12 protein-coding genes and 2 tRNA genes are annotated in these 12,850 nt (G+C 72.1%); 7 read left to right on the top strand and 7 right to left on the bottom strand.

The features are described 5' to 3' along the window. Nucleotides 1-51 precede the first annotated feature (51 nt). On the top strand, nucleotides 52-465 hold the full coding sequence (locus IE177_RS04595) for an SsgA family sporulation/cell division regulator (RefSeq protein ID WP_190013437.1): 414 nt from the start codon (nucleotides 52-54) through the stop codon (nucleotides 463-465). Nucleotides 466-482: 17 nt separating this feature from the next. Here IE177_RS04595 and IE177_RS04590 read toward each other — a convergent pair whose 3' ends face one another. Further along, nucleotides 483-1,889, bottom strand: a complete 1,407-nt coding sequence (locus IE177_RS04590) for an FAD-binding oxidoreductase (RefSeq protein ID WP_190013436.1) — start codon at nucleotides 1,887-1,889, stop codon at nucleotides 483-485. Between the two features lie 92 nt (nucleotides 1,890-1,981). Between IE177_RS04590 and IE177_RS04585 the strand changes: the two genes are divergently transcribed. Beyond that, a complete protein-coding gene (locus IE177_RS04585; protein WP_190013435.1) occupies nucleotides 1,982-3,439 on the top strand; it encodes a tetratricopeptide repeat protein in 1,458 nt (485 codons plus the stop codon). Nucleotides 3,440-3,464: 25 nt separating this feature from the next. Here IE177_RS04585 and hppD read toward each other — a convergent pair whose 3' ends face one another. Next, a complete protein-coding gene (gene hppD, locus IE177_RS04580; protein ID WP_190013434.1) occupies nucleotides 3,465-4,613 on the bottom strand; it encodes a 4-hydroxyphenylpyruvate dioxygenase in 1,149 nt (382 codons plus the stop codon). A gap of 126 nt (nucleotides 4,614-4,739) precedes the next feature. Here hppD and IE177_RS04575 point away from each other — a divergent pair, with 126 nt between their 5' ends. Then, nucleotides 4,740-5,210, top strand: a complete 471-nt coding sequence (locus tag IE177_RS04575) for an Lrp/AsnC family transcriptional regulator (RefSeq protein WP_190013433.1) — start codon at nucleotides 4,740-4,742, stop codon at nucleotides 5,208-5,210. Between the two features lie 35 nt (nucleotides 5,211-5,245). Here the strand turns inward: IE177_RS04575 and IE177_RS04570 are convergent, their stop codons facing one another. Then, complete coding sequence (locus IE177_RS04570; protein ID WP_190013432.1) at nucleotides 5,246-6,037, bottom strand: S16 family serine protease; 792 nt, start codon at nucleotides 6,035-6,037, stop codon at nucleotides 5,246-5,248. Nucleotides 6,038-6,388: 351 nt separating this feature from the next. Here IE177_RS04570 and IE177_RS04565 point away from each other — a divergent pair, with 351 nt between their 5' ends. Beyond that, nucleotides 6,389-7,030, top strand: coding sequence for an IclR family transcriptional regulator (locus IE177_RS04565; protein WP_190013431.1), 642 nt, complete (start codon nucleotides 6,389-6,391; stop codon nucleotides 7,028-7,030). A 168-nt stretch (nucleotides 7,031-7,198) separates the two neighbouring features. Here the strand turns inward: IE177_RS04565 and IE177_RS04560 are convergent, their stop codons facing one another. From IE177_RS04560 to IE177_RS04545, 4 genes are all read right to left on the bottom strand, one after another. Next, a complete protein-coding gene (locus IE177_RS04560; RefSeq protein ID WP_190013430.1) occupies nucleotides 7,199-9,001 on the bottom strand; it encodes a DEAD/DEAH box helicase in 1,803 nt (600 codons plus the stop codon). A gap of 123 nt (nucleotides 9,002-9,124) precedes the next feature. Next, nucleotides 9,125-9,493, bottom strand: a complete 369-nt coding sequence (locus IE177_RS04555; RefSeq protein ID WP_190013429.1) for a type II toxin-antitoxin system death-on-curing family toxin — start codon at nucleotides 9,491-9,493, stop codon at nucleotides 9,125-9,127. Continuing rightward, the gene (locus IE177_RS04550; RefSeq protein WP_190013428.1) at nucleotides 9,493-9,690 is read right to left on the bottom strand and encodes a hypothetical protein; all 198 of its coding nucleotides are present in this window, start codon (nucleotides 9,688-9,690) and stop codon (nucleotides 9,493-9,495) included. The genes IE177_RS04555 and IE177_RS04550 overlap by 1 nt, the downstream gene beginning before the upstream one ends. A 32-nt stretch (nucleotides 9,691-9,722) precedes the next feature. Then, a complete protein-coding gene (locus IE177_RS04545; RefSeq protein ID WP_190013427.1) occupies nucleotides 9,723-11,165 on the bottom strand; it encodes an MFS transporter in 1,443 nt (480 codons plus the stop codon). 210 nt (nucleotides 11,166-11,375) lie between these two features. Here IE177_RS04545 and IE177_RS04540 point away from each other — a divergent pair, with 210 nt between their 5' ends. From IE177_RS04540 to IE177_RS04530, 3 genes are all read left to right on the top strand, one after another. After that, complete coding sequence (locus IE177_RS04540) at nucleotides 11,376-12,137, top strand: hypothetical protein (RefSeq protein ID WP_190013426.1); 762 nt, start codon at nucleotides 11,376-11,378, stop codon at nucleotides 12,135-12,137. A gap of 105 nt (nucleotides 12,138-12,242) precedes the next feature. Further along, nucleotides 12,243-12,340 (top strand) — tRNA-OTHER (locus IE177_RS04535). 16 nt (nucleotides 12,341-12,356) lie between these two features. Continuing rightward, a tRNA-Cys gene (locus IE177_RS04530) sits at nucleotides 12,357-12,428 on the top strand. Nucleotides 12,429-12,850: the final 422 nt, after the last annotated feature.

The raw sequence follows: 12,850 nt of genomic DNA, 5'->3' as shown, positions 1-12,850 counted from the left end.
GCGTCCACCGAGCGGCCCCGCCGAGCGCCGACGAGAGAGGAAACGCAGGTCATGCGTCACACCGTGGTGGAACGGGAGCTGGAACTCAGGCTCATCCTGTCGCCGGAGCACGCCGTCCCGGTCCCGGCCCGGCTCGCCTACCGCACCGACGACCCCTACGCCGTGCACATCACCTTCCACATCGACTCCGAGCACCCCGTCGACTGGACGTTCGCCCGTGAGCTGCTGGTGGAGGGGGTGTTCCGGCCGTGCGGGCACGGGGACGTGCGGGTGTGGCCGTCCAGGACCGGCCGGCGCGGCGTCGTGCTGATGGCGCTGGACTCCCCCGACGGCGACGCCCTGCTGGAGGCGCCCGCCGCCCAGGTGTCCGCCTGGCTGGAGCGGACGCTGCGGGCGGTGCCCCCGGGGACGGAGGGCGGGCGGCTGGGCATCGACGACGCGCTCGACCACCTGCTCGCCCGGTGAGCGGGCCGGAGGCGAGGTCAGAAGAGCTTGCCGGGGTTGAGGATCCCCAGCGGGTCGAAGGCCCGCTTGACCGCCCGCTGCATCTCCATCCCCACCGGGCCGATCTCCCGGGCCAGCCACTCCTTCTTCAGCACGCCCACCCCGTGCTCGCCGGTGATGGTGCCGCCCAGTTCCAGGCCGAGGGCCATGATCTCGTCGAAGGACTCGCGGGCCCGCCGTGACTCGTCGGGGTCCTTCGCGTCGAAGCAGACGACCGGGTGGGTGTTGCCGTCGCCGGCGTGCGCGCAGACCCCGATGGTCAGCCGGTACTTCTCGGCGATCCGTTCGGTTCCCTCGATCATGGCGCCGAGCTTCGAGCGCGGCACGCACACGTCGTCGATCATCGTAGTGCCGGTGGCCGCCTCCAGCGCGGGCAGCGCGATCCGCCGCGCCTGCAGCAGCAGTTCGGACTCGGCGGGGTCCTCGGCGGGGACCACCTGGGTCGCTCCGGCGGCCTCGCACAGCGCGCCGAGGGCGGCCAGGTCGGCCGTCGGGTCCGGGGTGTCGAAGGCGGCCAGCAGCAGCGCCTCGGTGGTCTCCGGCAGACCCATGCGGGCGAAGGCGTTGACCGCCTTGACCGTCGTACGGTCCATCAGTTCGAGGAGGGAGGGGACGTGACCGCTCTCCATGATCCGGCACACGGCGTCGCAGGCGGCGGTGGCGGAGGCGAACTCGGCGGCCAGCACCAGCTGCCGCGGCGGCTTGGGCCTCAGGGCCAGCACCGCCCGGACGACGATGCCCAGGGAGCCCTCGGAGCCGACGAACAGGCGGGTGAGGTCGTAGCCCGCGACGCCCTTCGCGGTGCGGCGGCCGGTGGACATCAGGCGCCCGTCGGCGAGGACGACGTCCAGACCGAGCACGTACTCGGCGGTGACGCCGTACTTGACGCAGCACAGGCCGCCCGACGCCGTGCCGATGTTCCCGCCGATGGTGCACGTCTCCCAGCTGGAGGGGTCCGGCGGGTAGTACAGGCCGTGCTCCTCGACCGCGCGGGAGAGCGCCGCGTTGACGACGCCGGGTTCGACCACGGCGATCCGGTCGACGGTGCTGATCTCCAGGATGCGGTCCATCCTGGTCAGCGACAGCACGATGCAGCCGTCGGTGGCGTTGGCGCCGCCGGACAGACCCGTGCGGGCGCCCTGCGGGACGACGGGGACGTGCAGCTCGGTCGCGGTCCGCATGACGTGCCGCACCTGCTCGACCGTGCGCGGCAGCACGACCACGGCCGGGACGCCCGCGGGGCAGAAGCTCGCCATGTCGTTGGCGTAGGAGGCGGTGACGTCGGTGTCGGTCAGGACGGCCTCCGGCGGCAGACCCGCCAGGAGCCGGTCGGTGAGGTTGCTCGTCGCTTCGTCGCAGGGCGCTTCGATACGGCTCATGATCACAGCGTGACACTCGCCGCCATCGGTGTGAACCCGCCCGCGCCGCCCCTTGGGCCACCCGGCCGCGCTCGTCGTATTGACGCACAGTGAGCGCCATGGACAAGCGACTGAGGGTGCCGGGTACGTCCCCGGCCGCTGGGCCGCCCGCGCCGCGCCGGCCGTTGCGGTGGCTGCGGCGGGTGCTGGCCACCGCGCTTGCGGGCGGTGTCGTCGCGGGCGCGGTGCTGACGCTGCTGCCCGGCGAGCGGCGGCACGGGGCGGCCGCGCCGCCGGCCGCCGGCCCGCGGGCGCAGGCGCCGGCCGCGGTGACCTTCGGGGTGCCGGCGGCGCTGCCCCGGCTGACGGCGCTCATCGGGGAGCAGGAGCGGCGGGTGCGGGTGCGGCCGCGGGACGCCAGAGCGTGGGCGGTGCTGGGGTCGGCGTACGTGGAGCGGGGGCGCGCGGCGGCCGACGCGGCGGACTATCCGAGGGCCGAGCGGGCGCTGCGGACCTCGCTGGAGGTGCGCGGCAGCGGGAACGCCGAGGCTCTGGACGGCATGGCCGCGCTGGCGCTGGCGCGGCGGGACTTCCCGGTGGCGAAACGATACGCCGAGCAGGCGCTGAAGCCGGCGCCCGGGCGGTGGGCGGCGTACGGGCCGCTGATCGACGCCTACAACGGGCTCGGCGACTACGAGGCCGCCCGCAAGACCCTGGACAAGCTGATGGAGCTGCGCACCGACGGGGCCGCGCGCCCCGCCGTCAAGGCGCGAGCGTCGGCAGTGTACCGGGACCGGGGCTGGCGCGAGGACGCGGTGGCCCAGCTGACCGACGCGGCGGCGGCCGCCGGCACGCCCGTCGAGCAGGCCGCCTACCTGACCGGGCTGGGGCAGCTGGCCTGGGAGCGCGGGGACCTGCCGGACGCGCTGCGGCACTTCGAGGCGGCCGTACGCCTCGACGCGGGCCGGCGGGCGGCACTGGCCGGGCGGGGGCGGGCGCTGGCCGCGCTGGGCCGCACGCAGGAGGCGCTGACCTCGTACCGGGCGGCCGTGGCCGGGCGGGCGAGAGCGCAGGACGTCCTGGAGCTGGGCGAGTTGTACGAGTCGCTGGGGCGCACGGACTCCGCCGAGGCGCAGTACGACCGGTTGCGGACGCTGGTGCGGGAGGCGGTGGCGGGCGGGGTCGACGAGGAGCTGCTGATCGGCCAGTTCGAGGCGGACCACGGGGATGCCCGGGAGGCCGTGGAGCGGCTGCGCCAGGAGTGGCGGCGCCAGCCGGGGATCGAGGTGGCCGACGCCCTCGGCTGGGCGCTGTACCGGGCCGGAGAGGACGCGGAGGCGCTGACGTACGCCTCCGTCGCCACGGACAAGGCCAAGGGCGGCGGGGTGCGCAGTGCGCTGTACGCCTTCCACCGGGGCGTGATCGAGGGCGAGCTGGAGCTGACGGGGCCGGCCCGGCGGCACCTGGAGGAGGCGCTGCGGATCAACCCGTACTTCTCCCCGTTGTGGGTTCCCGCAGCGCGGTCCGCGCTGCGGGAACTGGGAGACGTGCCGGACGAGCCGCTGCCGGAGCGGTGACCGGGCCGGCGGGGGCTCCGGTGACCTACAGGTTGCCGCGCTTGGCCTGTTCGCGCTCGATCGCCTCGAACAGGGCCTTGAAGTTGCCCTTGCCGAAGCCCATCGAGCCGTGCCGCTCGATCAGTTCGAAGAACACGGTCGGCTTGTCCTGGACCGGCTTGGTGAAGATCTGCAGCAGGTAGCCGTCCTCGTCGCGGTCGGCGAGGATCTTCAGCTCACGCAGGGTCTCGACCGGGACACGGGTGTCGCCCACCCACTCGCCGAGGGTGTCGTAGTAGGAGTCCGGGGTGTCGAGGAACTGGACGCCGGCCGCGCGCATGGTGCGGACGGTCTGGACGATGTCGTTGGTGTTCAGCGCGATGTGCTGGACGCCGGCGCCGCCGTAGAACTCCAGGTACTCGTCGATCTGGGACTTCTTCTTGGCGATCGCGGGCTCGTTGATCGGGAACTTGACCTTGAGGGTGCCGTCCGCGACGACCTTCGACATCAGCGCGCTGTACTCGGTGGCGATGTCGTCGCCCACGAACTCCTTCATGTTCGTGAAGCCCATGACCTTGTTGTAGAACTCGACCCACTCGTTCATCCGGCCGAGTTCCACGTTGCCGACGCAGTGGTCGACGGCCTGGAAGGTGCGCTGCGCGGGCGGCTCGACGATCGGCTTGGCGGCCGCGTAGCCGGGCAGGTAGGGGCCGTCGTAGCCGCTGCGGTCGACGAGGGTGTGGCGCGTCTCGCCGTAGGTGGCGATCGCGGCGAGGACGACGGTGCCGTGCTCGTCCTTCACCTCGTACGGCTCGGCGACGGAGCGGGCGCCGTGCTCGATGGCGTACGTGTACGCGGCGCGGGCGTCCGGGACCTCGATGGCCAGGTCGATGACGCCGTCGCCGTGTTCGGCCACGTGCTGGGCGAGGAAGTGGCTCCAGGTGGTGCTCGGCTTGATGACCGAGGTGAAGACGAAGCGCGCGGAGCCGTTCTCCAGCACGTAGCTCGCGGTCTCGCGGCTGCCGTTCTCCGGTCCGGAGTAGGCGACCAGCTTCATGCCGAAGGCGGTGGAGTAGTAGTGCGCCGCCTGCTTGGCGTTGCCCACGGCGAAGACGACCGCGTCCATTCCCTTGACCGGGAAGGGGTCGGCCTGCCGAGCGGTCGCGCCGGGAGTGTCGTGTGTGGTCTGCGTCATAGCCGAAGGGTGACCCCGGCCTGCAAGGTGCGCAATAGTTTGCGTGTTCACTGGGCAATGTGCTCAGCGGTACGGCCGTTCCGTCGGCCTTTCTGTACAGGATGACCACCTCCGGAGGGTTCGGAAATGGCGATCGACCGGCTGGACGGACGGATCATCGTGCTCCTGGCCCGGGAGCCGCGCATCGGCGTGCTGGAGATGTCCCGGCGGCTCGGGGTGGCCCGCGGGACGGTGCAGGCCAGACTCGACCGGCTGCAGTCGAACGGGGTCGTCCGCGGCTTCGGCCCGCAGGTGGACCCGGCGGCGCTCGGCTACCCGGTCACCGCGTTCGCCACGCTCCAGATCCGGCAGGGCCAGGGCGCCGACGTCCGGGCACATCTGGCCACCGTGCCGGAGGTGCTGGAACTGCTGACCACGACCGGCAGCGGCGACATGCTGTGCCGGCTGGTGGCCCGCTCCAACGCCGACCTCCAGCGGGTGATCGACCGGGTCGTCGGCTTCGAGGGCATCGTCCGGGCGTCCACGACGATCGTCATGGAGACCCCGGTTCCGCTGCGGATCATCCCGCTGGTGGAACAGGCCGCCGGGGGCGAGTGAGAGGTCCTCACCTGAGGAGCTCCAGACGACAGGGCCTAGCAGCTCGGTACCTTGCCCTTGCCCTTCTCCAGGGAGACCAGGGCGTCGACGGCGCTCCTCAGGGTGGTGACCGGGACCAGGCGCAGGCCCTCGGGGAGTTCCGAACGGGCGTCGGCGCACTCCGCCTTCGGCACCAGGAAGACCGTGGCGCCGTCCCGCCGGGCGGCCTGCGTCTTCAGGGCCACCCCGCCGACCGCGCCGACCTTGCCGCCGGCGTCGATCGTGCCCGTACCGGCGATGGTGCGGCCTCCCGTGAGGTCGCCGCCGCTGCCGTCGCCGTCCAGCTTGTCGATGATCCCCAGGGTGAACAGCAGGCCGGCGCTGGGCCCGCCCACGTCGGCGAGCTTGAGATCGACCTTGACCTTGTCGGCGCTCAGGTTCAGGTACTTCAGCGCCGCCCGGGTCGCCGCGTCCTGTGACTCACGCATCTGGGCCGCGTTGTGCTTCTCGATCTCCTTGACGGTGTCGCCGCTCGGGTACACCGAGTCGCGCGGCATGACGGCCCGGTCCGTGCGGAACCAGTTGCCGGCCACGTCGCCCAGGGACATCTGGGCGTCCGGGCCGGTGGCCTCGATGGTGGTCATCCGCAGCTGTCCGCTGGTCTTCCGGGTCGCCGCACCGGAGACGGTGATCACCGGGGTGCCCTTGTTCTCACCGAGCACGTCGGCCGTCATGCCGGGCTGGGCCACCGAGAACGGCAGCGGAGCGAACGCCGCCGTGGCGATCAAAGCCACGACGGGCAGGGCGCAGACGGCTACTGCCTGGGAGCGTGTGAGACGTGAGAGCACGGAGTCAATCTAACCCGGCGGCCCCACGCGGCCACCGGCCCCTCACCCCGCGTGGAGGACCCGTAGCTCAGAGGTGGCGGTGAGCGTATCCGGACGAATGCCGACAGGCTGGATCTCGCCTTGCCCGGATTCTGGACGAAGCCTTCCGCTCAGCGAACCGGCTTCGCTACTGTCCCGCTACGCACACGCCCCGTGGCAGCGCCGCCGCGGAGCGCAGCCGTGAAGCGACTGGGCCCGGAGCCGCCGGGCCGTCCTGCCGATCGGCGGCCTCTGAGGCGCGTCGCCGACGGGACTCGGCGACGAGTACGACGCCCAGGGGTTGCCGACCTCACCACCAAAGGAGTGGGCGTCGTGACCGCGGAGACCTCTCAGACGCTCGACCGGGGACTGCGCGTCCTCAAGCTGCTCGCCGACACCGACCACGGGCTGACCGTCACGGAGTTGTCCACCAAACTGGGCGTGAACCGGACCGTCGTGTACCGGTTGCTCGCCACGCTGGAACAGCACGCGCTCGTGCGACGTGACCTCGGCGGCCGCGCCCGGGTCGGGCTCGGGGTGCTGCGGCTCGGCCGGCAGGTGCACCCGCTGGTGCGCGAGGCCGCGTTGCCCGCGCTGCGGTCGCTGGCCGAGGACATAGGGGCGACGGCGCACCTGACGCTGGTGGACGGGACGGAGGCGCTGGCCGTGGCCGTGGTCGAGCCGACGTGGACGGACTACCACGTGGCCTACCGGGCCGGATTCCGGCACCCGCTGGACCGGGGCGCGGCCGGGCGGGCGATCCTCGCCGCCAGGCAGTCACCGTCCACCGACCCCGGCTACACCCTCACGCACGGCGAGCTGGAGGCGGGCGCGAGCGGTGCCGCGGCGCCGCTGGTCGGCGTGACGGGCGTCGAGGGCAGCGTGGGCGTGGTGATGCTGGCGGACGCGGTGCCGGAGCGGGTGGGCCCGCGGGTGGTGGAGGCGGCCCGGGAGGTCGCCGAGGCGCTGCGCTGACGCGGGGCCGGGGCGGGGCCGACGGCCGGGGGCCGGGGCCTCGGGCTCCCGGAACGGACAGCGGGCACCAGGCAGCGAGCACCAGGCAGCGAGCACCGGGCAGCAGGCAGCAGGCAGCAGGCAGCAGGCAGCAGGCAGCAGGCAGCCCAGGCTCAGCGGGTCAGCGGGTCAGCGCATGCGCGTGGCCCACTCCCGTACCTTGTCGATCCGCTGGCGCAGCTGGCCCGCCGTCGCCTCCGCGCTCGGCGGGCCGCCGCACACCCGGCGCAGTTCGGTGTGGATCACGCCGTGCGGCTTGCCGCTCTGGTGCACATAGGCGCTGACCAGCGTGTTCAGCTGCTTGCGCAGCTCCATCAGCTCCTTGTGGGTGACCACCGGCCGCCGCTCGGCCGGCAGTTCCAGCAGGTCCGCCTCGGAGTCCGGCTTCTTCTTGCTGTGCGCGATCTGCCGGGCCTGCCGCTTCTGCAGCAGCAACTGCACCTGCTCGGGCTCCAGCAGCCCCGGGATCCCCAGGTAGTCCTGCTCCTCGTCGCTGCCGGGGTGGGCCTGCATGCCGAACTCGGCGCCGTCGTACAGCACCCGGTCGAAGACGGCGTCGGACTCCAGTGCCTCGAAGGGCAGCATGTCCTGCTCGCCGGTGTCCTCGTCCTGCTGCTTGTTCGCCTCCTCCATCTCCTTCTCGGATTCGGCGTACGGGTCCTCCTCGCCCTCCTTCTTCGGCTTGTCGAGGGCGTGGTCCCGTTCCTTCTCCATCTCGTTGGCGAAGGTCAGCAGGTCGGGCACGGTCGGCAGGAAGACGGACGCGGTCTCGCCGCGCCGCCGCGACCGTACGAAACGCCCGACGGCCTGCGCGAAGAAGAGCGGGGTCGAAATGGTCGTCGCGTACACGCCCACCGCGAGCCGGGGCACGTCGACGCCCTCGGACACCATGCGCACCGCGACCATCCACCGGTCGTGGCCGTCGCTGAACTCGTCGATCCGTTTCGAGGCGCCGGCGTCGTCGGACAGCACGAGCGTGGCCTTCGTACCCGTGATCTCCCGGATGAGCTTGGCGTAGGCGCGCGCGGAGTCCTGGTCGGAGGCGATGACGAGGGCGCCGGCGTCCGGGATCGCCTTCCTGACCTCGGTCAGCCGCTGGTCGGCGGCGCGCAGCACGCTGGGCATCCACTCACCGCGCGGATCCAGCGCCGTGCGCCACGCCTGGCTGACCGCGTCCTTGGTCATCGGCTCGCCGAGCCGGGCGGCGACCTCGTCACCGGCCTTGGTGCGCCAGCGCATGTTGCCGCTGTAGGAGAGGAAGATGACGGGCCGGACGACGTGGTCGGCGAGGGCGTTGCCGTATCCGTAGGTGTAGTCGGCGGCGGAGCGCCGGATGCCGTCCGTGCCCTCCTCGTACGTCACGAAGGGGATCGGGTTGGTGTCGGACCGGAACGGCGTACCGGTCAGCGCGAGCCGTCGCGTGGCGGGCTCGAACGCCTCCAGGCAGGCCTCGCCCCAGGACTTGGAGTCGCCGGCGTGGTGGATCTCGTCCAGGATCACGAGGGTCTTGCGCTGCTCGACCCGGTTGCGGTGCAGCATGGGCCGCACACCGACGCCGGCGTACGTGACCGCGACGCCGTCGTACTCCTTGCCGAGGGGGCCCGCGCTGTACTCGGGGTCGAGCTTGATGCCTATCCGGGCCGCGGCCTCCGCCCACTGCTTCTTCAGGTGCTCGGTCGGCGCGACCACGGTCACCTGCTGCACGACGTGGTGGTGCAGCAGCCAGGAGGCGAGGGTCAGCGCGAAGGTCGTCTTGCCGGCGCCGGGCGTGGCGACGGCGAGGAAGTCACGCGGCTGCTCCTGGATGTACTTCTCCATCGCCCCCTGCTGCCAGGCACGCAGCCTGCTGGCGGTACCCCAGGGGGCCCGGCCCGGGAAGGCGGGCGAGAGGTGGTGGGAGTGGGTGGAGGAGGAAGCGGCGGTGGTAGTCACGGTCTCCGGGGAACGGGTCGGGCGGGCTCGGCTACGTATGACAACCGGGCCACCCTACCGGCGGCCGGGCGGTGTCCCCGCGCGAACGAGGCCGCGCCCCCTCGGGTGCGATTCAGCTCACAGTCAGCGCGCGAAACGGGGCAACCGACCGGCGATCTTGGGCACGTCCAGGGCGCCCTGGCAGACATCCAGCACGAAGCGCTCGGCCTCGTCGACGTCGAAGTCCGGGTCCAGCGGATGCCCGTTCACGTGCAGGAAGACCCAGGTGGCGTACCAGGCGATGCGCTTGTTGCCGTCGACGAGTGCGTGGTTGCGGGCCAGGGACTCCATCAGGGCCGCCGCCTTCTGCCACACGTCCGGGTAGGCGTCCTGCCCGAACACGCTCGACTGAGGACGTGCGAGCGCCGAGTCCAGCAGCCCGTAGTCGCGCACCTCGTCCGCCCCGAGCCGCTGCGCCAGGTTCAGCAGTTCGGGGAGCGTGAGGTAGTACATCAGGCGAGCCTCCGGTTCAGCTCGGCGCTCGCCCTCAGTACATGCTCGGCCGCCTCGTTGAACAGTCGTGAGCGCTCGTTTACGGCCGCCATCACGGCGTCATGGGCGAAGGCCTGCATGCTGCGTCCCTCCGCCGCAGCGCGCTCGCGCAGTGCCTCGAGCTCTTCGTCCGTAAACCGCAGGTTCAGTCCAGCCATGGCGCCATGGTACTAAGTGGTACCACGTGGTGTCAGGCGGAAGACCGCAAGCGCCTCGTCACCCACGCCCCCACCAGCGCCACCCCCGCCATCGGCAGGAACACGGCGGCGAAGGCCGCCGGACGGGCGCCGCCCGCCGTCTCGGCCGCGGTGGTGACCGCCGTGCTGCCGCCGCCCAGGGACGCGAAGGCCGCGCCGGTCGCCGCCAGGAGGACGACGTTGGAGAGGGCGTCGGAGATCTGCAGCGCGGCCGAGTTGGCGCCGGCCTCCTCCGGGGCGGACAGCCGGAGCAGCAGGACACTGGTCGCGGACATCACCAGTCCCATGCCGAGGCACCCGAAACCCCAGGCGACGGCGACGGTCCATACGGGCACGGAGTGCAGCAGCACGCTCGGGGCGGTCACGATCGCGGCGGCGACCAGCACCATCCCGGCGGTCATCAGCCGTTCCCGGTACGGCGCCACGCGCGGCCGGGACTGCACCCAGGAGCCCAGCGCCCAGGTGACGCCTCCCGCCGCGAGCGAGAACCCGGCGAGCGTCGGGGAGAGGCCGCGCTGGGTGACCAGCATCAGCGGCACGAAGGACTCGGCGACGATGAAGGACCCCGCGGACAGTCCGCGCAGCAGCACGACGGAGGGCAGGCCGCGGGCCGCGCGGTAGGTGCCGTGCGGCAGGAGACCGCGGACGGCGGGCACGAGCAGGGCGGCGCCGGCGAGGCCGGGGAGCAGGGAGAACGGGCGCAGGTCCTGGGCGGCGTACTGGAGGAGTCCGGCGCCGAGGGAGATGGCGAGGGCGAGCCGGATGCGCCGGCGGTCGAAGGAGGCCGCGCCCGCCTCCGCGTCGACCGGTCCGGACGCCCGCCTGCGTATCTGCGGCAGGGCGAGGGCGAGCGGGAACACGACGAGGGCCGGTATGCCGAGGAACACCCAGCGCCAGCCGAGGTGCTCGGTGACGGCTCCGGAGGCGAGGGGGCCGACGATGGAGGGCACGACCCAGCCGGCCGCGAAGGCGGCCAGGATCGCGGGCCGCAGCCGTTCCGGGTAGGCGCGGCCGACGACGACGTACAGGGCGACGATCACCAGCCCGCCGCCCAGGCCCTGGACGGCCCGCCCCAGGATGAACACCCACATCGTCCGCGCGGTCCCGGCGACGACCAGTCCCGCGGCGAAGGCGCCGATCCCCGTGGTCAGCGCGCCGAGGGGACCGCGCCGGTCGGACCACTGCCCCGCGAGCACCATCCCGAAGAGGCTGGTCGTGAAGTACCCGGAGAAGGCGAAGGCGTACAGGGCCACGCCGTCCAGTTCCCGTGCGGCGACGGGCATCGCGGTGCCGACGGCGGTCGCCTCGAAGGCGATCAGCAGGACGACGGAGACGATGCCGACACTCAGCGCCCGGTACGACCGGCCCAGCACACCGCCGTCCGGCTCGACGGCTTGCTCGACGACAGCGGCGTCACGGGATTCCAGGGCACTCATGGCCGACAGCGTAAGGCCCATGACAGACTTTGACCCCTGTCAAAAGCCGCACCGTGCCTGCGACCTTGGTCGTACGTCCCGGAAGGGGCCGGCGGACGCCGCCGTCGCATCCAGCGGGTGATCCCTGACAGGCCATCAGGGGTGGCTCAGGGTCGAGGCGGGGGAGTCACCGATGGCGGGCGGGCGGTCGTGGCCGGAAGGCTGTGGGTCATGTCGAACACCACTGCCGACGGTCTCCGGACGTCCCTCGCCCGCCGTGCCACGGTCGCCCTGGCCGGTGCGGCCGCCCTCGTAGGTCTTGCGGGGGTGTGCGCGCCGGGTTCCGCGTACGCCGCTCCGCACGCCACCACCGCGCGATCCGCGGCCGATTTCGGCGACTGCCCCGCCCTGCCCGCCGGGGTCGACCGGGCCCGCTGGAAGTGCGAGGTCCACAGTGCGGCACCGCGGTTGACGATGGGCGAGGTCACCGTGGATCTCGCTCCGATCACCATGACGCACGCCGAGGGCCCCATGCCGGACGGTAGCGACGGGCAGGTGTGGGGCGCGATGCACACGACGCCGACCGCCGTCCCGGGCGGGCTGACCGGAACGGCGGCCGGGGACCGCTCGCGACCGCTCCAACTGGCGATACGGCCGGAGTACGGCGGCCGGTCCGACTTCTACACGGGCCGGTTCAGCCTGCGCTTCCGGCTGCTGAGCCCGCTGCTGCCGCGGGGATGCGTCATCGGGGCGAGCACTCCGGTCGACTTCGGGCTGAAGCGGTCGGGCCCCTCGCAGTGGATCTCGCAGGATCCACCGCTGATCAAGTTCTCCGCGTACGACGACACCTTCACCGCCCCCGCCGCGGAGAACTGCGGGCCGCTGACGGCACCGCTCAACCGGCGGCTCGGGCTGCCGGCCGCGAGCGGGAACCTGATGTCCTACGACGCGACCTACACCTTCCGGAAGTACGTCCAGCTGCCGACACCCTGAGACGCCGTCACTCCGTGCGTGAACGGCGTATGGCAGTCGCGTTGCGGCCCCCGCCCTTCCCTTGAGCCACTCCCCCGCACCGCCCTACGGTCGTGATGTCAACACGGCCGTGTGCCCGAGTGGCTCAGGGGCTCGCCTGCGCTGCACCCATCAGCGAGCTCCGCTCGCGGGGAGTCACGCGGGTCCGATTCCCGCCACGGCCGTGTGAGACGTGATCACGGCCGTGTGCCCGAGTGGCTCAGGGGCTCGCCTGCAAAGCGAGTTACGCGGGTTCGAATCCCGCCACGGCCTCTTACTGCCTGACCAGGCGATAGCGAAGGGCGGCATCCCCGTGGATGCCGCCCTTTTGATCGCCCGTCTCAGTTCCCGTCTCAATTACGGTGCCGGGCGCCCAGCGCCTCCACTCGCCCGACTTCCAGATGAAAGCGTCAACCTGCCACCGAGATGAGCAGCTCCGTCGCAGCAGTGTGGCGCAGATCGTGCAGACAGCCATCCCGGACCAAGAGGTCGCGGAGATGCGCGGTTCACACAGCGGGGTCACCCTGGAAAGGGGTGACCCCGCCTCGGGGGAGTTAGTGGACCCGACACGAATGAGAAGGCTCGCTACTCATGGTTCAGCAGTTCGATTGGCGTTCCTGCGGCAAATGTCAGGTTCTGGCTTTCGATGGCTTCTTGACCAAGGGCCCATGTCCAGCGGGCGGCGTACATAAAGC

Origin of the sequence: Streptomyces lucensis JCM 4490 (assembly GCF_014650035.1) — a bacterium.
GTDB lineage: Bacteria > Actinomycetota > Actinomycetes > Streptomycetales > Streptomycetaceae > Streptomyces > Streptomyces lucensis.
The sequence above is the reverse complement of the archived record's forward strand: the minus strand, read 5'-3'. Positions and strand labels throughout refer to the sequence as shown.

Excerpts from the sequence above, each read along its gene's own strand:
- IE177_RS04595 (WP_190013437.1), top strand. The coding sequence starts at position 52 with ATGCGTCACACCGTGGTGGAACGGGAGCTGGAACTCAGGCTCATCCTG.
- IE177_RS04540 (WP_190013426.1), top strand. The coding sequence starts at position 11,376 with ATGTCGAACACCACTGCCGACGGTCTCCGGACGTCCCTCGCCCGCCGT.
- IE177_RS04575 (WP_190013433.1), top strand. The coding sequence starts at position 4,740 with ATGGCGATCGACCGGCTGGACGGACGGATCATCGTGCTCCTGGCCCGG.
- IE177_RS04550 (WP_190013428.1), bottom strand. The coding sequence starts at position 9,690 with ATGGCTGGACTGAACCTGCGGTTTACGGACGAAGAGCTCGAGGCACTG.
- IE177_RS04585 (WP_190013435.1), top strand. The coding sequence starts at position 1,982 with ATGGACAAGCGACTGAGGGTGCCGGGTACGTCCCCGGCCGCTGGGCCG.
- hppD (WP_190013434.1), bottom strand. The coding sequence starts at position 4,613 with ATGACGCAGACCACACACGACACTCCCGGCGCGACCGCTCGGCAGGCC.
- IE177_RS04545 (WP_190013427.1), bottom strand. The coding sequence starts at position 11,165 with ATGAGTGCCCTGGAATCCCGTGACGCCGCTGTCGTCGAGCAAGCCGTC.
- IE177_RS04555 (WP_190013429.1), bottom strand. The coding sequence starts at position 9,493 with ATGTACTACCTCACGCTCCCCGAACTGCTGAACCTGGCGCAGCGGCTC.